Below are 16,601 nucleotides of genomic sequence, written 5' to 3'. Positions count from 1 at the left end.
CTCAATGCGCTGGTCACCCAAGGCCAATCTTGGCGAAACCCGAAGGATACAGAACCCCCTCAGACGGCCACACCAGCTACAAGTGGTTGACAATTAAGATAATCGCTAAATCCTTCCCCCAGATCGGGAGAGGGACTTTGAATCTGGCCCCCTTCTCCCAAAACGGGAGAAGGGGTTGGGGGATGTAGAGCTTGCTCTTCTCGAAGAGGGGGCAAACTGCAAAACCGGCCATCCGTGGGTGAGGGCCCACAAGCTCCCCCCATTGACACAAGCCGATCGGAGGAAGTAGGGAGGTCACCACCGAGGATTCGGAGACTAAGCCGTTACAATAGTTAACGGGAGCGATTTAGGCGATCGCCTCAGCCTCCCCGACTATCAATCCCTCGGTTTTCAATCCTCTCTCTGAGCGCGCTATGGCTTTAAATACCACCCAGGATTCGGCTCAGCACTACGGTGAGTCTGTCGATATCATCGACGCTGAAGCCATTACGGTAACCGGAGAGGTGATGACCGAGCCGACCGTGGTTGCCATACCTGAGCCCGTCCTGGCTGCGCCCCGGCCTCGCACCCTAGCCACCAAAGCCCAAGACCCCTTTGAGTCGTTTGGCTATGACCCAGCGGCGATCGCCAAACACTACCGCCGCCGCCCCTTTCAAGTTTGGGCGCGGTTTGTCGGCATTTTCTTGCCGCTGATTAGCTTCTTTGCCCAGCTCTGGCTCGATGCTCGCGCCGGTCGCAGCGCCGAAAACGAGATTAAGCGGGCAGCTCAGCTGCGCACCATGCTCACCAACCTCGGCCCCGCATACATCAAAATCGGCCAGGCCCTCTCCACCCGGCCCGACCTGGTGCCGCCGCTCTTCCTCGAAGAGCTGACTAAGCTGCAAGACCAGATTCCACCCTTTCCCAACGTCACCGCCTACCGCTTTATTCAAGAAGAGTTGGGCGCACCCCCCAGCCAGATCTACGCCGAAATTTCTGAAAACCCGATCGCAGCGGCATCCCTAGGCCAAGTCTACAAAGGCAAACTGCACAGCGGCGAAGACGTAGCCATCAAGGTGCAGCGCCCCGGCCTGGCTCGCAACATTGCCCTCGACCTGCACATTCTGCGTGGGCTGGCCCGCTTTGCCACTAACCGCATCAGCCAGATTCGCAGCGACCTGGTGGCCATCCTAGATGAATTTGGCGAGCGCATCTTCGAGGAAATGGACTACACCCACGAGGGTGAAAACGCCCAACGCTTTGCCAGCCTCTACAACCACATTCCCGATATCTACGTACCCCACATCTACCCCCAGTACACCGCCCGCCGGGTGCTAACCATGGAGTGGATTGAGGGCACCAAGCTCACCAACGTCGATAAGCTAGACAGTCTAGGCATCGACGCCACCCACTTAATTGATGTAGGGGTGCAGTGCTCGCTACGGCAGCTGCTAGAGCACGGCTTCTTTCACGCCGATCCCCACCCCGGCAACCTGCTGGCCATGGCGGACGGCAAGCTGGCCTACCTCGACTTTGGCATGATGAGCGAGGTCAAGCCCTACCAGCGCTACGGCCTGATTGAGGCGGTGGTGCACATGGTCAACCGCGACTTCGAGGGGCTGGCCAACGACTACGTCAAGCTGGAGTTTCTCACCCCCGACACCGACCTGACGCCGATTATTCCGGCCCTGGCCAACGTGTTTAGCAACGCCCTGGGGGCCAGCGTCGCCGAGCTGAACTTTAAGAGCATCACCGACGAATTTTCGGCGCTGATGTACGAGTACCCGTTTCGGGTGCCGGCCTACTACGCGCTGATCATTCGATCGCTGGTGACCCTAGAGGGCATCGCCATCAACGTTGACCCTGACTTTAAGGTGCTGAGCAAGGCCTACCCCTATGTGGCCAAGCGGCTGCTCACCGACCAATCGCCAGAGCTACGGGCCTCTCTACAAGACCTGCTGTTTAAGGATGGCAGCTTTCGCTGGAACCGGCTGGAAAACCTGCTGCGCAACGCCCGCAGCAGCGATGAATATGACATGGATCGGCTGATCGACCAGACGCTGGAGTTTTTGTTCTCAGACCGGGGCTCATTCTTGCGCGATCGCATTGTCGGCGAACTGGTCAATAGCCTCGACAACTTTGGCCAAAGCACAGTACAAAACTTGACCACCGCCGTGCAGCGCCGATTTGGCCTCAAGAAGGATCTGCCGACTGCGGCCGCCGCTGCCCCCAATGACCTCGACAACCTGCGTCGCATTCTCGACATTCTCAAAGACACCCCCGGCTTTGATGCCGCCCAGGTAGCGACCCGGATTCCGACGCTGTTGTTCAAGCCTGAGACCCAGGCGATGGGTCAGCAGGTGGTAGCAAAACTGGCTCAGCGCGGCCTGGCTCGGCTGATTCGCAACCTGCTGCTTGAGGGAGAGCCTGTGGCCCAGCCCCAGCTCACCCCCTCGCGCGTTGGAGGCTAGGCAAACTCTGATCAATCCCCTGCCATTGCAAACATCTTTGGCAGGGAATCCCCTTTAGTCGCGACAAACTTCAGTTCAACCAGGGTGGCGTCGAGAGCTTGAAGCGTAGAAGGGCAATGCACCCGCTAATCCACAGAAAGCCAATGCCGTAGCCCGCCAGCACATCCGTTGGCCAGTGCACCCCTAGGTAAAGCCGACTCAGGCCGATGCCGCCAATTAAAACGACTGCTCCTGCGTAAATTATTAGTTTTTGCTTAGGAAAGCGCCTCGCTAGCAGGTAGGCCGAAAAGCCGTAAAGCACCATCGACCCCAGAGCGTGGCCACTGGGAAAGCTGTAGGTGGTCTCAGTAATGATCTGGGGCCAAAGCGCAGGCCGATCCTTGCTAAACAGCAGTTTCAACCCGGTGCTCAACACTGCCCCGCCTACGCAGTTAATGGCGAAGGCGATCGCAACCGACCGGTGGTGTCGCAACCAAAGCCCGCTAAACCCTATGCAGGTCAAAGGCACTACCGTGCTGGGGTCGCCTAAGCGCGTAAACATCAGCATCACCCGGTCTAGGGTCGGTGTGGCAAATTGATTTATCCACAGCAAAACCGACTCGTCAAAGAAGAAGGCTTCTCGCTCTAGCACTTCTTCGGCCAGGTTAGCTAGCCCCAGCAGAATCAGCAGGCAAGTCCCTAGCCAGAGCAGCCCAACAGCAGCGATAAACGACACCAGCCGCGGATGGATGTGCTGCATCCAGGTTTGGGCCAGCCGTTTTAGGATCTGCTGCATCGTGCCACCTCACCACAGGACTGCCACCAGAATGCCATGCAGTCTGCTTGTGTTGGCTGCCCCTCACCCCAGGTAATAGCTCATCAATTTCTGCATCAGGGGTCAGGTGCCTTACTAATCCATGACGGTTATATGTCATGGACTAGAAGGCACCTGACCCCTTTGGGGTTGAGAGGTAACTTGTTGAGCATTTGGAGCGGGTTGATTGGGAACGTTAGGCGTCGCTTACGTAAACGGAACCTTATGCCTTGAGAAGATTCAAAGAATGCAACCACGACGCCGCACCCGTGTTTGGCGTCGTGGCAAGCTATGTCGCCTCAGTTCCCTAAAAGGCGTAACGGACGGTGCAGTAGGGCATCTCCTGGTGCAGTAGCTCCTGAAACTGCTCGACGAGACTACCCTTCAGCCCTCGCTTGTAACGCACGTTCTTGCCGCCAGTCTGCGAAAACTTAGTCTCTTGCAGGCCGGGTTGCCACAGTAGGTCTTCGCCCTTAGGATGCCAGCCCATGTTGACATCGTGAAGGCGATCGTTATGGGTTAGAAAGATCACCTCGCACTGGAGCTGCTGCTTGGCGCGATCGCTGAGGGTGTCGTCGAGTTGGCGAAAGAGATCGGTGTAGTCGTCGAGCCAGCCCTCGTAGTAAACAACAGGCGCAAAGTTGAGGTGCACCTCATACCCAGCTTCGACAAAGTCGTTAATAGCGTTGATGCGGTCGGGAATGGGTGACGTTCGCACATCGATAATTTGAGCCTTGGCGGCAGGCATGAGGCTAAACCGAATCCGGGTCTTGCCCTGAGGGTCGTAGCTCAACAGCTGTCGATTGACGCACTTGGTGGCAAAGGTTGCCTTGCCGTTGGGAATGCGGCGAAACAGGGTGATGATATCCTTCACGTTGTCGCAGATGGCTGCATCGACCGAGCAGTCGCTGTTCTCGCCAATCTCGTAGACCCAAAACTGAGGGTCAACCTGGTTGGGTTCTAGCTTGTGGCCCTGGCGCTTAGCATGGCGCTCTAGGTAGCCCAACACTCGCTCGATATTGACGAAGACGGTAATCGGGTTAGCGAAACCTTTGCGTCGGGCCACATAGCAGTAGGAGCAGGCCATGGCGCAGCCATTGGCGTGGGAGGGAGCAACAAAATCTGAAGAGCGGCTGTTGGGACGGGCCTGAAGAGACTTCTTCACGCCCAGCACTAGCACGGTGCGCTTGATGCGGGTCCAGTCATCCACCGAGCCTTCGTTGCCGTGCAGGTCGGGAATGTTCCAATGAGACGGCACCTCAATCAGCGAGGCGTTGGGATGCTGGGCCAAAATCTCTTGACCGCGAGCGTACTGAAAAGCATCGGGCTCGTGATAAATCTCCTGAATGTTGAGCAGTCGCTCTAGGTGAATCTGAGGGGCCAGTCGCTGCTCGTCGCGGGTTGCTGGGGGGGCGATGGGAGTTGAGGTCAAAGTGCAGAAATCCTTAGCGGGTGATGTCTACAGTGCTTGCGCATCTGCTTTTACCGTAACGAGTCGACGCGACAGAGGAAACCAGTTGACTGGGGTAACTGCCGCCCCTGACAGGGCGGGTTTCTGCCGTCGGAAGATACCCCTCAAAGGGTGGGGAAATCCATGCCTGCTAGAGGATTGCTCCGCTCAATCTGCTTGTCATAGTAAAAAAGCTGATCAATTCTCTCTTGCCCACACCCGCAAGCGCAGTTCCAGCGCACTCAGCCCCATGCCTTCTCAAACCCCCGCTCAAGCCACCCTCGATGTTCCAAATCTCGGGCTGGTCTGCATCACGACCTCGCCCGAGGTGCGCTTTAAGACCATGACCCGCAAGCGGCTGTTGCAGCTAGATGAAGAGGCGCAGGAGCAGGCAGTGCGATCGCTCTACAGCGAGAACCTGAGACGGCTCAACCTGGCGATCGCGTTTTGCCAGGCCAACCAGATTCAGCTCTATCGCCTGATATCAAACATTTTTCCGTTTTCGGATACCCCCCTGGGTACAAGAATTTTAGAGGAGTTTGCCGAAGGTCTGCGGCAGCTGGGCGATCGCGCTCAGGCCGCCAACATTCGCCTGGTGCTGCACCCCGATCAGTTTGTGGTGCTCAACTCCGACAACCCCACAGTGATCGAAAACAGCATTACCATCCTGACAGCCCACGCCCGCTGGTTCGACCTGATGGGCCTACCGCAATCCCCCTGGGCGTTGATGAATATCCACGGTGGCAAGGGCGATCGCGGCGATCGCCTCATCGAGGTAATCCGCGAGCTGCCGACGCCGATTCGCTCTCGCCTCACCCTAGAGAACGACGAGCACACCTACAGCGCCGCCGCCATCCTAGACATTTGTCGAGCGACGCAGATTCCCATGGTGTTTGACGCCCACCACCACTTAATTCACGAACGCCTCGATAGCTACGACCATCCCAGCGTTGAGCAGATGCTGACGGCAGCTCGCACCACCTGGCCCGACCCGGCTTGGCAGCTGGTGCACATTTCTAACGGGTGTAGCGCTCTCCACGACCCTCGCCACAGCGACTTGATCACCGCCATGCCCAGTTCCTTTCGTCAGGCTCCCTGGATTGAGGTGGAAGCCAAGCACAAGGAGCTGGCGATCGCCCATCTGCGACAAACCTGGTTGTCGGCTTGAGGCAACCCGAAAAGCCAAGAGGGTACAGGGTCTAAGGTTCAAGGCCGACCCTGTACCCTATACCCTGAACCTTGAACCTCCAACCCTCGCTTGTTAGAGCTTGTCACAATCAGCCTAGTCAAGCCCTGGATTTCAGTATCCTTAAGGTAAGGCAAACTAAATCGTTACCCTGGGGAAATTGCTAAATGAATCGTCGTGGGTTGATTGCCAGACTAATGGCTGTGGGGATGGTGGTTGCGATCGCCCTCTTTGGTCCGTTGACCGCCCCAGCTCAAGCGGCGACGGAGCTGACGGTCTACCGCAGTCCCACCTGCAACTGCTGCGGCCACTGGGTTGACCACATGCAAGCCGCCGGGTTTGCCGTGGAGGATGTAGTGACAGACGACATGGATGCGATCAAGGATCAGTACGGTGTGCCAGAGGCGCTGGCCTCCTGTCATACGGCCCTAGTTGAGGGCTACGTTATTGAGGGCCATGTGCCCGCATCGGATGTGCAGCGGTTGCTGAGCGAGCGCCCCGCGATTCTGGGAATTGCCGCGCCGGGGATGCCAGTGGGCTCGCCGGGGATGGAAACGGGCGATCGCGTTGACCCCTACACCGTGGTCTCTTTCACCGCGAATGGCGACACTGCCACCTTTGCCGAACACCTGTGAGATTCTAGTTCTCGAATCTCAGTAGATTACAAACATGCTTTCTTGCCGTAATCCAACCCACCCTGCGGGAAGCAAGCTACACCCTAAATCCCTTTCCCAAGCTAGGAGAGGGACTTTGAAGTCTGGTTCCGGCTCCCCTCTCCTCCCTGGGAGAGGGGCTGGGGGAGAGGGCTGTGGAGGCTTTCGATCTACTGAACCTGCCTTAAACCACGTCGATTGCCCGCTATGACCTACTACCGCAGTCAGCCCAACGCCTTTTCTGCTGCCTACCTGCACAACTTGCGGGGGGCGATTCAGTCGTGCCGCTACTTTGCGACCAACAACCTCAACCGCGACTTTGTCGCCACTAAAGGCTTTTCTGTTGTGTTCAAAGCAGAAGGCCGGGCCGAGGTCGATCGCCAGTTTCCCTTTTTTAAGCCCTACCTTGACCAGGCGCTGCTGCCCAACTGCAACGCCTTTTATTTGAATTCGCTGATGTTGAAACAGGGGTCGCGAGTTGATCCCCATATTGACCGATCGCTGCGATCGTACTGCAAAACCATCGAGCCCCCCGAGCAGGTCAGCGTGCTCTACGTGCAGGTGCCCGCCGACCTGACCAGCGGCGAACTGGTGTTGCAGCGAGGGCGGCAGCGGGTGGCCCAGATTCGGCCCCAAACCGGCCTGCTGCTACACTTCCAGGGCGATCTGACTCACTCGGTCAACGCTATGGCTAGCGCGGGCAGTCGCCTCAGCTTGGTGTGCGAACAGTACTGTCTCGATGCCGAGGCTCTGTGGGATATCCCTGAATTTCTGATCGAATCTAGAGCCGCTGCCCCTGCTAAAACCCGGCGGTAGCGCAATTACAGCATTTGTAGGTACAAATTTAGTATTCTTTAATCAAAGGTACTAGAGGGCGCTTTTCAAGCGCCTTGCTGTAGCTTTGGGCATCTACTGATCCTCCTGCCCTTTTTAAGAGGGAGGTAAAAGCCCCTTTCTTGAGGGAAATGAAGTGAAAGCTTCACTTTCGCTACTAGAAATAGAGCTTTTCAAAAGTCCTCTCAAATCTCTGCTCCAGGCAGTGAAGTGTCTGCTGGAGGGATTAAAACGCCATCATTCGAGCGCGTCAAACACTTCTTTTTTTCGTTCTTTACTCTTCATTCTTTAGCTGTATGAGTTTAATTCAAGAAATTTTTCTCGAAACCGACTGGGAAGAAGTTGAGCAAGCCCAAGCTGCCTGCGACCTACGAGCCGCCCAGCTCAAAGCTGAGGGCCATACGTGTACCTGCACCACGCTCTACCGCATTACCGACGGGCGGCGGGTGTTTTTGCTGGAGGCCCAGCACCCCGATTCGCTAGAGCCAGAGAACAAGCCCTCACGGCGCAGACTGCCCGCCCGGCGATCGGCCCCAAGAGGATGAGTTAAGGGAGCGCGTCGTGTGCCCCTACTGAGGGGATTGCCCCTTCACCAAACTCAAGGCGACGGCCTCCGCCACCCGAATGCCGTCGATACCGGCGGATAAAATGCCCCCGGCATAGCCAGCTCCTTCGCCAGCGGGGTAGAGCCCAGCAGTGTTGAGACTTTGGAACTGCTCATTGCGCTTGATGCGAATGGGCGATGAGGTGCGGGTCTCAATGCCGGTGAGCACGGCGTCATCCATGGCGAACCCGTGGATTTTGTGGTCGAAGGCCGGGATGGCCTCACGGATAGCGGCGATCGCATACTCCGGCAAGCTGCTGCTCAAATCCCCCAGCTTCACCCCCGGCTTGTAGGACGGCTGCACCTCGCCAAAGGCGGTCGAGGGCCGGTTGGCCAAAAAATCCCCCACCAGCTGGCCGGGAGCTTCGTAGGTGCCGCCGCCCAGCTCAAAGGCAAATTCCTCCAGGCGGCGCTGGAGCACAATGCCCGCCAGCGGCCCCTCGGGGTAGTCAACCTCGGGGGTGATACCCACCACGATCGCGCTGTTGGCGTTCGACTCATCCCGCGCGTATTCGCTCATTCCGTTGGTCACCAGGCGGCCCGGTTCTGACGCTGCCGCCACCACCTTGCCGCCGGGGCACATGCAAAAGCTGTAGACCGATCGCCCATTTTCGCAGTGGTGCACCAGCTTATAGTCGGCGGAGCCCAGGCGGGGGTGGCCAGCCTGGTCGCCCAACCGGCAGTGATCGATCAGCGACTGGGGGTGCTCGATACGAAAGCCGATGGAAAAGGGCTTGGCCTCAATGTAAACCCCCCGCTCGTAGAGCATGTGAAAGGTGTCGCGGGCGCTGTGGCCCACGGCCAACACCACGTGGTCGCTGGCTAGGTAGTCGCCATTGTCGAGCCGCACGCCGCGCACCTGGCCCTGGTCGATGTCAATGTCGGCGACGCGGGTCTGAAAGCGAATCTCGCCGCCCAGAGACTCAATCATGGCGCGCATATTCTGCACGATTTTGACTAGGCGGTAGGTGCCGATGTGGGGCTTATTGATATAGAGAATTTCGGGAGAAGCGCCGGCATTTACCAGCTCGGTGAGCACCTTGCGGCCGTAGTGGTGGGGGTCGCTCACCTGGCTGTAGAGCTTGCCATCGGAGAATGTGCCCGCGCCGCCTTCGCCAAACTGCGCGTTTGACTCGGGGTTGAGGGTCTTTTTGAGCCAAAAGCCAAAGGTGTCGACGCTGCGATCGCGCACCGACTTGCCCCGTTCGAGAATAATGGGCCGAAACCCCATTTGCGCCAGCATCAGCCCCGCAAACATGCCGCAGGGTCCCATGCCAATCACGATCGGGCGATTCTGAAATCCCTCGGGAGCTTGGGTCACCGGGCGATAGGTCAGATCGGGCGTCACGGTCACCGTGGCATCTTTCTTAAACCGCTTGAGCAGGGCCTTTTCCTGCGGCGTCTCCACATCGACGATGTAGACCAGGGCGATGTTGCCCTTCTTGCGGGCGTCATAGCTGCGTTTGAAGATGGTGAAGCTGGTCAAATCCGCCGCTGGCAGGTGCAGCTTTTTGAGAATCGCCTCCTCAAGGGCGGCTTCGGGGTGGTCGAGGGGCAGTTTAATTTGGCTGAGGCGTAGCATACGAAATAATGGGGCAAAGTCCCAGTGAGGCGCAGAGGATCATCATGCCACATTGGTCTGGGGTCTTACCATTCTGGGCGATCGCCCGTCAGGAATCGCCGCCCTAACCACTGTAGCTGGGGATAGCAGCTCAGCGATCGAGCCGATGTTAACCAAGGAGAGACCGAGAATGAAACTAAATCTAGCCGGGGCGCTGTTGGGCAGCCTGCCGATCTGTCTGCTGAGCGGCACGGCGGCCTTGGCCAACACAATCGACCTGAGCGTACTGCCCCTGCTCAGTAGCCCACAGGCCCGCTGTCCTGAGGGGCTGACGGCCCACGAAACCCTACGCCCCTACGCTGAGGGTAGCTTTTCGACCGAGGGCATGGTCAAGCTGCGCGACATTGCCACCGACATTAGACTGTCCCAGTCAGATCAGTTTAGCGCCACTTGGGTGGGCACCCTCAAGCCCGAATACCGCAATTGTCAAGCCTCGGGCGGCATGGTCAGCGTCGATGACGCCGCCTACGAGGGCAACTCCTACATCCGCATTCAGCTGATCAACGGTCAGGTCAAGGCCATTCTCGACATGACGGGGATGCGCGACCCCAACGGGTTTACCACGGTCATTCTGTTTAAGGGTCTGCGGGATGGCAATCCTCGCTGGACCTGGGGCGGCAGCGACTAGACACATTCTTGCTTAATAACGGCCTCCGTAACGGCTATGGAGATTGCTTTGGGCGCAAAGCCTAGCACTTTTACAGCAGCTCGCCTGAAGTCCAACCTAAAAGCATGGGAGCTATTTCGTCTTATCCATCGCGATCGCCTTCGTGGGTCGCTTTTAACATGGCGCGAATCCGCTCAATGTGAATTTGAGAATCTTGCACCCGCTGCAAGATTGAAGAAGAATTGCCCTGCTTCTGACCCATGGTGGCAATCAAGTTCTGACGCTCTTCAAACATCCGCAGAGCCACCCACAGCGTTTCTTCAATCTTGGCCGTTTGCTGGGCTAGCAGCACCGCCGAGGTAAACGCGTGGCCTGTATGACAGCGATACCTGAGAAGATCGCCTTCCGCCATTTGCCACAGCACCCCACCACAGTCGGGACAGTTGAACGGCACCTGCTCGCCCAGCGCCTCGACCGAAGGCAAATCACTTAAAACGCGCTGGGCAATTTCCGCCTCGATCACGATGTCTTTGGGCGGCTGCTGGCGATTGGGTAGGTTTCGGCGCACCAGTTCCGACAGCAGCGTTCCCATTTCAGCAATGGGCAAGCAGTAGTCAGCTCCTACATTGGTGATCACCGACTGGGGCATGTCTGGATAGGAGGCATCCAGCGGATCTTGAGCGATGCAGACGCCGCCGCATCGTTTGATGGCCATCATGCCGCTGGTGCCATCATCCAGGTAGCCAGTCAGAACAATGCCGATGACGCGATTGCCATAGGCCACTGCGGCGGAACGAAACAAGGGGTCAATGGCCGGTCGGTAGCGGTTTTCGCGTGCCCCCTTGGTGACCAAAATTTTTCCTTCCACGAGCAAAATATGTTGATCGGGGGGTGCCAAATAGATGTGACCACTTTGGAAGGGTTGCTCGTTGTGAGCCTGTTCGCAGGTTAGCCCACCACTCTCACTCAGGGCTCTGACTAGCACGTCTCCCTTGATGTCTGCACTCATGTGGTTGACCACGAAGACAGCAGCCGGGAAATCTTTTGGTAGCTGCGCGGTCAGCTTCGTCAAGGCCTGCATGCCCCCAGCAGACGCGCCTACAACAACAATCATTGAAGGTTGGGTCTGATTCATTTTCACCCTCGTGCTTGTGGGTTTAGCGCATCCGTCTGCTTACCAACTTAAATGGTTCAAGCCCAAGCAAGGGGAAAATCTACCGCAGGTTGCACTTAGCCCTCGAGTCTAGCTCCTAGAGTGGAAGGGCAGTTTATACCTTGGCCTTGACAACCTGTGGATATTTACATTCTCGATCTACTGGTTATAGGGTTGTTGCTGCTTACAGTAACTTTGGGTTCGGGCTGGATTGGCCGATTGCCCCTGTCCTACGCGCTGATTTATCTAATTGTGGGGATTGGTTTAAGTCCCTACGGCGTTAACCTGGTGCAAACGCGACCCGACGCCGCCCTTTTAGAGCGGCTGACCGAGTTTGTAGTGTTGATTTCTCTCTTTAGCTGCGGCTTGAAAATGAATCGGCCGCTAAAGACCTGGGCGTGGAATTCAACGATTCGGCTGATCGGCTTTTTGATGCCGATTTCGATCTTTGCGATCGCCGCCATCGGCCACTTTTTTCTCAAGCTGGAATGGGGCGTAGGCATATTGCTAGGGGGAATTTTGGCTCCCACCGACCCAGTTTTGGCCTCTGAAGTGCAGCTCGCTAACCCCCAAGACCAGGACGAGCTGCGCTTTGGACTAACCTCCGAGGGCGGCCTTAACGATGCGCTGGCCTTTCCCTTTGTCTACTTTGGGCTGCACTGGCTAAAAGACGACAACTGGCAGAGCTGGTTTGGGCGCTGGGTAGCCGTCGATCTGATCTGGGCGATCGCTGCTGGCCTGCTGGTTGGTATTGGGATGGCTAAGGGGATCTGCTGGCTAGAGCGGCATCTCGCCAAAAGAAATAGTGTCGATGAGGTAATGGAAGATTTTGTTGGCCTCAGCACTATCTTGCTCGCCTATTCAGTGGCCGAACTAGTTCACGGCTACGGCTTTTTAGCCGTTTTTGTCGCTGGAGTGGCTATGTACCACCATCGCTTAAGCGATGAGCGATCGCTCTCCCGCCTCAAGTTTATGGAACGGCTCGAAAAGCTAACCGAAATTGGCACTATTTTGCTGCTGGGGTCACTGCTGCGCGTTGAGCCCATGCTAAAGTTTGCGGTTCCGGGCCTCATCATAGCGGGCTTGCTGATCCTTGTGATTCGCCCCCTAGGAGCCTGGGTGAGCACCATTGGCTCTCCAGTTCACCCGGCCACGCGCTTGCTGTTTGGGTGGTTTGGCATTCGCGGCGTGGGCTCGCTGTACTATCTCACCTACTGTCTGGGTCAGGGTTTACAGGACGAAGCCGGCGAGATGATTGCCTGGCTAACGATCATTACAGTCACCATTTCGGTAACACTGCACGGCGTCACCTCGACTCCATTGATGCAGTGGTACGAGCATTACATTGGTGGCCGCAATGACATCGAAAAGGAGCTGCCCCAGTAGATCACAGCAGATCACAGCGGCCAAAATTGTCCTAGGCGCGCCGAGGCCGCCTAGGACAATTTTGCTATTTCTACCGCTGAGCGGTGCTTGGGGTAGCAACTAGGGCAGCTTTTGCAGATCTTGCTGAAGCTGCTCCGCCTGTTGCTCTACAACGTCAGCAGCTTCGTTGGCCTTCTCAATATTTTCTGTGGGAAGCGGGGTCTCGCTAGTCTCAGCGGGCTTGTTCTGATGAAACATTAGCATCCCTACTACCCCAAGCCCTACCAATAGCCCGACTAAAGAGAGTCCACGCATGGTTTTACCTGTCCCTAATAAGCCGTAGCCCTGAGCCAAAGTCACTGCCCCCGTTACTGCCAAGCATTAACTTTGGGTTTAAGCACAATGGTCACCGCTATACTATCGGCAGTTCAATACTCTTAAGGTACCCACGCGGCTAAACGATTGAGGCAAGCTAGACCTGGGTTAGCGGTATTGGGCTGCGATCGCGCCGCCATGCCTGTAAGATTTTGCCATGACGACCTTTGTAGCCCTCGATTTTGAAACCGCCGATCGCTACCGCGACAGCGCCTGCGCTATTGGCTTAGTTCGAGTTGAGCAGGGGCAGGTGGTAGATAAGGTTCACTACCTGATTCGGCCTCCGCGGCGGCTGTTTGAGTTCACCCACATCCATGGCATTACCTGGCGGCAGGTGGCCAATGAACCCGATTTTGCCGAGCTGTGGCCCGACATCGCGGCGATGTTGACAGGGGCCGACTTCTTTGTGGCCCACAATGCGTCCTTCGATCGCAGCGTGCTCTACGCCTGCTGCAAGGCCTACGGTATTTTGCCCCCGGTGCCCGACTTTGTCTGTACGGTCAAGCTGGCCCGCCAAGCCTGGAACCTTCGCCCCACCAAGCTGCCCAACGTGTGCGACTACCTGGGCATTCCCCTCAACCACCACGATGCACTGTCGGATGCGGAGGCTTGCGCGAAAATTGCGATGCTGATTCCGACCCAGTTTGTGGCCTCAGCGTCTGGAGCTAGCGCGGGCTAGCTCCAGACGCTGAGGCTAACCGACTTAGGAAGATTGGCTGTACGTAAGCGATCGCAGGGACGGACGCTTTAGTAAAGCAGTACGTCCCTGCTGCGAGTCCACCCAGCAAAATCGCCTATGCTATTTTCCCCCAGGGAATTTCTCTATATAGGCCTGCATCTGTAGGGCGATCTTCCCTTGCTGAACGTCCAAGCTTTGCAGCTGGAGCGTCATGCCGCTGAGGGTAAAATTGTGCAGGTCGAGCAAGTCTTTGGCGGCCGCCAGCAGGCTCTGAGTCAGAGGTTCTGAGGTGTTTTCTGGCTCAATTTGAACATCGTTCAGCACCACCTCGTGCCCCTGAGGCCCCATGGCTGGGGTAGCGCGAAAGGCCACCTGCTGCCGCTCGCCGGTTTCATCTAGCACGACGCTAGCAGCGATCGCCACCTGACCATTCCCCGGCAGAGAAAAGTCAATCTGCTCAGCGCTAAGCCGCACCGGACGACCATCTAAGGTGACATCCAAAGACTTCAGTTTTTGCTGAATATAGTCAGAATTGCAGGCCCGCTCAATATCGACCTCTGTCAGCTCAACCGCAGCGCTGGCATTGGTGGGGCGAGTTAGCTCAATATTGCCAAAAGCCGCCTTGAGGGGGTCAATGGAGATACCATCGGTTTTGACCGAAAGCTGCTCGGTCCGCAGCTCGTTTTTGATCACTAGACCGCGCCCTTCAATATTGGCCGACTCTAGCTCTCCCTGCATCAGTGCGATCGGGTTGGTGCGTATCTCGGCATCTAGGTCGTCTGCGGCATCAAGTTGGGTAGACAGCCCTACCTCGAATGCTTTGCTCAGGGCCTGCTCACCCAAATCTGAATTGCCTTTAGCCATCGTACTTGTCCTTTCATAGGGTTGAAGGCATAGTCTAGACGGCTTCTTAAATGTTTACGCTCTACCAAGATGCGGGTCTTATGGCTGGCAATAGTCTGCTTAGGGAGGATAAATAATTTGCCTAAATCACCCCTTTAGAACTGGGAATCAGGTGCGCTCGGCGGGGGTCTACCTCGGTAGCCATGCGCATGGCCCGCGCAAAGGCCTTGAATGTGGCCTCAATAATATGGTGCGAGTTGATGCCGTCAAGCTGGCGAATGTGCAGGGTCATTTGGCTATGGTTGACCACCGCCACAAAAAACTCGCGTACCAGCTGAGTGTCATAAGTGCCCACCCGCTGGGTCGGAATTTCCAGCCCATAGCTGAGGTGAGGCCGACCCGAGAAATCCAGCGCTACCTGCACCAGCGATTCGTCGAGCGGCGCGACAAAGTGGCCAAAGCGGGTGATGCCCTTGCGATCGCCCAGGGCCTGGTGCAGCGCCATCCCTAAGGTAATGCCCACATCCTCATTGGTGTGGTGGTCGTCGATCTCAATATCGCCTGTGGCCCGCACCTCTAGATCAATCAGCCCGTGGGACGAAATCTGGTGCAGCATATGGTCGAGAAAGGGAATGCCTGTCTTCGCCTCACACTGCCCGGTGCCGTCCAAATTGAGGCTCACCTGCACATCGGTTTCCCCGGTGGTGCGGCTCACGCTAGCGCTTCGGCTGGGGTAAGCCAGACCAGAAGCAGGAACAGAGATTGGACGGTCTTGGGTTTGCATTGCAGGTTGGTGACAGATAATGTCTCATTTTACCGAAGTCTGTATCTACCAACAGGCTCTAACTGTCGAGGACAGACAATGGCCATGTGCCTCGGCACTACTAGCTTTCTAGAGCTGCCAAAATTTGCTTGCGGGTAATGTCACCTGTCACCTTAGCCGCACCTAAGCCGTTTGGCATGACAAAGCGAACCTGGCCATCCTTCACTTTCTTGTCGCCCTGCAGCAGCGAGAGAATGTCTTCGGAGGCCAGCTGGGCCGGAATCTGGGTGGGTAGCCCCGTTTCTTCAATCAGTTTCAGCTGTCGCGTTTCCTCAGCGGTGGTCCAGTAGTCGAGGGCGGTGGCGATCTTACCGACCGCCACCATGCCGATCGCTACCGCCTCTCCGTGATTGACCCCGCGATAGTTCATCAAGCTCTCCACCGCATGGCCAATGGTGTGTCCATAGTTGAGAATTGCCCGCAGCCCCGCCTCTTTTTCGTCTTGGGAGACTACATCAGCCTTGGCCTGGCACGATCGCGTCAGAATGGTGTGCAGCAGCTCATCCCCCAAATAGCGGTACTGATCGAGGCGAGGGGCGGCCTCCAGCGTTTCAAATAGGTCTCGATCCCAAATCACGCCGTACTTGATTACCTCCGCCATGCCTGCCCGAAATTCTCGTACGGGCAGGGTTTTCAGCACCGTAGGGTCAATCAGCACCAGGCGCGGCTGATGAAACGCCCCAATCAAGTTCTTGCCTCGGGGATGGTTAACGCCGGTTTTGCCACCAATGGAGGCGTCTACCATGGCCAGCAGCGAGGTGGGCACCTGCACCACGTTCACCCCCCGCAGCCAGGTGGCGGCGGCAAAACCCGTCATATCGCCCACCACACCGCCCCCCAGGGCGACCATTGCCGACTTACGCTCTAGGTGAAAGTCAAGGGCCGCGTCGTAGATTTTTTGTAGAGAGCTAGGGGTTTTATAGCGTTCCCCAGCGGGCAGCAGACAGGTTTCGACCGCGTAGCCCGCCTGGGTGAGGGAGGCGAGGGCGCGATCGCCGTACCGCTTAAAAATCGCCGGATTCGACACTAGCAGGAGCTTTTGCCCCGGCTTCACCAGTGGCGAATCCCCGCCCCCCAGCCAGGTACCCAAATGGTCCATACCCCCAGCGGCCACCACCACATCGTAGGGCTGACTTGGCAGGGGGACGGGGATGACGGATTTCAT

Annotated in this window: 16 protein-coding genes; 8 read left to right on the top strand and 8 right to left on the bottom strand. The window is 57.1% G+C overall.

Annotation, left to right across the window (positions count from 1 at the left end; translation table 11 throughout):
• The first annotated feature begins 413 nt into the window (after window positions 1-413).
• Window positions 414-2,450, top strand: coding sequence for an ABC1 kinase family protein (locus NC979_RS22480; RefSeq protein WP_190516257.1), 2,037 nt, complete (start codon window positions 414-416; stop codon window positions 2,448-2,450).
• Between the two features lie 70 nt (window positions 2,451-2,520).
• Here NC979_RS22480 and NC979_RS22475 read toward each other — a convergent pair whose 3' ends face one another.
• Both NC979_RS22475 and NC979_RS22470 read right to left on the bottom strand, forming a co-directional pair.
• Entirely contained in the window at window positions 2,521-3,225 is a 705-nt protein-coding gene (locus tag NC979_RS22475) for a phosphatase PAP2 family protein (RefSeq protein WP_242023897.1), read from the bottom strand.
• 325 nt (window positions 3,226-3,550) lie between these two features.
• Window positions 3,551-4,675, bottom strand: a complete 1,125-nt coding sequence (locus tag NC979_RS22470; protein ID WP_242023896.1) for a spore photoproduct lyase family protein — start codon at window positions 4,673-4,675, stop codon at window positions 3,551-3,553.
• A 268-nt stretch (window positions 4,676-4,943) separates the two neighbouring features.
• On the opposite strand from NC979_RS22470, the gene uvsE reads away from it, so the two are divergent.
• The 4 genes from uvsE to NC979_RS22450 all read left to right on the top strand — a co-directional run bounded on the left by uvsE (window position 4,944) and on the right by NC979_RS22450 (window position 7,911).
• A complete protein-coding gene (uvsE, locus tag NC979_RS22465) occupies window positions 4,944-5,861 on the top strand; it encodes a UV DNA damage repair endonuclease UvsE (protein ID WP_190516255.1) in 918 nt (305 codons plus the stop codon).
• 185 nt (window positions 5,862-6,046) lie between these two features.
• On the top strand, window positions 6,047-6,514 hold the full coding sequence (locus NC979_RS22460; protein ID WP_190516253.1) for a DUF411 domain-containing protein: 468 nt from the start codon (window positions 6,047-6,049) through the stop codon (window positions 6,512-6,514).
• 225 nt (window positions 6,515-6,739) lie between these two features.
• A complete protein-coding gene (locus NC979_RS22455; protein WP_190516250.1) occupies window positions 6,740-7,348 on the top strand; it encodes a 2OG-Fe(II) oxygenase in 609 nt (202 codons plus the stop codon).
• Between the two features lie 314 nt (window positions 7,349-7,662).
• Window positions 7,663-7,911, top strand: a complete 249-nt coding sequence (locus tag NC979_RS22450) for a hypothetical protein (protein ID WP_190516248.1) — start codon at window positions 7,663-7,665, stop codon at window positions 7,909-7,911.
• Between the two features lie 24 nt (window positions 7,912-7,935).
• Here the strand turns inward: NC979_RS22450 and NC979_RS22445 are convergent, their stop codons facing one another.
• Complete coding sequence (locus NC979_RS22445) at window positions 7,936-9,552, bottom strand: NAD(P)/FAD-dependent oxidoreductase (protein WP_190516245.1); 1,617 nt, start codon at window positions 9,550-9,552, stop codon at window positions 7,936-7,938.
• Between the two features lie 169 nt (window positions 9,553-9,721).
• Between NC979_RS22445 and NC979_RS22440 the strand changes: the two genes are divergently transcribed.
• A complete protein-coding gene (locus NC979_RS22440) occupies window positions 9,722-10,219 on the top strand; it encodes a hypothetical protein (RefSeq protein ID WP_190516243.1) in 498 nt (165 codons plus the stop codon).
• A gap of 121 nt (window positions 10,220-10,340) precedes the next feature.
• On the opposite strand, the gene NC979_RS22435 is transcribed toward NC979_RS22440, so the two are convergent.
• Window positions 10,341-11,333 (bottom strand): chemotaxis protein CheB, encoded by a 993-nt coding sequence (locus NC979_RS22435; RefSeq protein WP_190516240.1) that lies wholly within the window; start codon window positions 11,331-11,333, stop codon window positions 10,341-10,343.
• Window positions 11,334-11,489: 156 nt separating this feature from the next.
• Between NC979_RS22435 and NC979_RS22430 the strand changes: the two genes are divergently transcribed.
• Complete coding sequence (locus NC979_RS22430) at window positions 11,490-12,737, top strand: cation:proton antiporter domain-containing protein (RefSeq protein WP_190516238.1); 1,248 nt, start codon at window positions 11,490-11,492, stop codon at window positions 12,735-12,737.
• A gap of 99 nt (window positions 12,738-12,836) precedes the next feature.
• Here the strand turns inward: NC979_RS22430 and NC979_RS22425 are convergent, their stop codons facing one another.
• Window positions 12,837-13,031 carry a hypothetical protein gene (locus NC979_RS22425; RefSeq protein WP_190516236.1) on the bottom strand — a complete coding sequence of 65 codons (195 nt, stop codon included), beginning with the start codon at window positions 13,029-13,031 and terminating at the stop codon, window positions 12,837-12,839.
• 217 nt (window positions 13,032-13,248) lie between these two features.
• Here NC979_RS22425 and NC979_RS22420 point away from each other — a divergent pair, with 217 nt between their 5' ends.
• Window positions 13,249-13,770: a 3'-5' exonuclease gene (locus NC979_RS22420; RefSeq protein WP_190516234.1), complete on the top strand. Its 522-nt coding sequence runs from the start codon at window positions 13,249-13,251 to the stop codon at window positions 13,768-13,770.
• A gap of 120 nt (window positions 13,771-13,890) precedes the next feature.
• On the opposite strand, the gene NC979_RS22415 is transcribed toward NC979_RS22420, so the two are convergent.
• The 3 genes from NC979_RS22415 to aroB all read right to left on the bottom strand — a co-directional run bounded on the left by NC979_RS22415 (window position 13,891) and on the right by aroB (window position 16,601).
• On the bottom strand, window positions 13,891-14,634 hold the full coding sequence (locus NC979_RS22415) for an LmeA family phospholipid-binding protein (RefSeq protein ID WP_190516232.1): 744 nt from the start codon (window positions 14,632-14,634) through the stop codon (window positions 13,891-13,893).
• Window positions 14,635-14,755: 121 nt separating this feature from the next.
• On the bottom strand, window positions 14,756-15,397 hold the full coding sequence (gene hisB, locus NC979_RS22410) for an imidazoleglycerol-phosphate dehydratase HisB (RefSeq protein ID WP_190516230.1): 642 nt from the start codon (window positions 15,395-15,397) through the stop codon (window positions 14,756-14,758).
• Between the two features lie 100 nt (window positions 15,398-15,497).
• On the bottom strand, window positions 15,498-16,601 hold the full coding sequence (aroB, locus tag NC979_RS22405; RefSeq protein ID WP_190516227.1) for a 3-dehydroquinate synthase: 1,104 nt from the start codon (window positions 16,599-16,601) through the stop codon (window positions 15,498-15,500).

Origin of the sequence: Leptolyngbya subtilissima AS-A7, assembly GCF_039962255.1 — a bacterium.
Classification (GTDB): domain Bacteria; phylum Cyanobacteriota; class Cyanobacteriia; order Phormidesmidales; family Phormidesmidaceae; genus Nodosilinea.
Note: the sequence above shows the minus strand (reverse complement) of the source record. Positions and strands in the feature narration are given on the sequence as shown.

Bases quoted from the DNA above. Each gene is read 5' to 3' on its own strand.
- NC979_RS22480 (WP_190516257.1), top strand. From the start codon at position 414: ATGGCTTTAAATACCACCCAGGATTCGGCTCAGCACTACGGTGAGTCT.
- NC979_RS22475 (WP_242023897.1), bottom strand. From the start codon at position 3,225: ATGCAGCAGATCCTAAAACGGCTGGCCCAAACCTGGATGCAGCACATC.
- uvsE (WP_190516255.1), top strand. From the start codon at position 4,944: ATGCCTTCTCAAACCCCCGCTCAAGCCACCCTCGATGTTCCAAATCTC.
- NC979_RS22460 (WP_190516253.1), top strand. From the start codon at position 6,047: ATGAATCGTCGTGGGTTGATTGCCAGACTAATGGCTGTGGGGATGGTG.
- NC979_RS22455 (WP_190516250.1), top strand. From the start codon at position 6,740: ATGACCTACTACCGCAGTCAGCCCAACGCCTTTTCTGCTGCCTACCTG.
- NC979_RS22450 (WP_190516248.1), top strand. From the start codon at position 7,663: ATGAGTTTAATTCAAGAAATTTTTCTCGAAACCGACTGGGAAGAAGTT.
- NC979_RS22445 (WP_190516245.1), bottom strand. From the start codon at position 9,552: ATGCTACGCCTCAGCCAAATTAAACTGCCCCTCGACCACCCCGAAGCC.
- NC979_RS22440 (WP_190516243.1), top strand. From the start codon at position 9,722: ATGAAACTAAATCTAGCCGGGGCGCTGTTGGGCAGCCTGCCGATCTGT.
- NC979_RS22435 (WP_190516240.1), bottom strand. From the start codon at position 11,333: ATGAATCAGACCCAACCTTCAATGATTGTTGTTGTAGGCGCGTCTGCT.
- NC979_RS22425 (WP_190516236.1), bottom strand. From the start codon at position 13,031: ATGCGTGGACTCTCTTTAGTCGGGCTATTGGTAGGGCTTGGGGTAGTA.
- NC979_RS22420 (WP_190516234.1), top strand. From the start codon at position 13,249: ATGACGACCTTTGTAGCCCTCGATTTTGAAACCGCCGATCGCTACCGC.
- NC979_RS22415 (WP_190516232.1), bottom strand. From the start codon at position 14,634: ATGGCTAAAGGCAATTCAGATTTGGGTGAGCAGGCCCTGAGCAAAGCA.
- hisB (WP_190516230.1), bottom strand. From the start codon at position 15,397: ATGCAAACCCAAGACCGTCCAATCTCTGTTCCTGCTTCTGGTCTGGCT.
- aroB (WP_190516227.1), bottom strand. From the start codon at position 16,601: ATGAAATCCGTCATCCCCGTCCCCCTGCCAAGTCAGCCCTACGATGTG.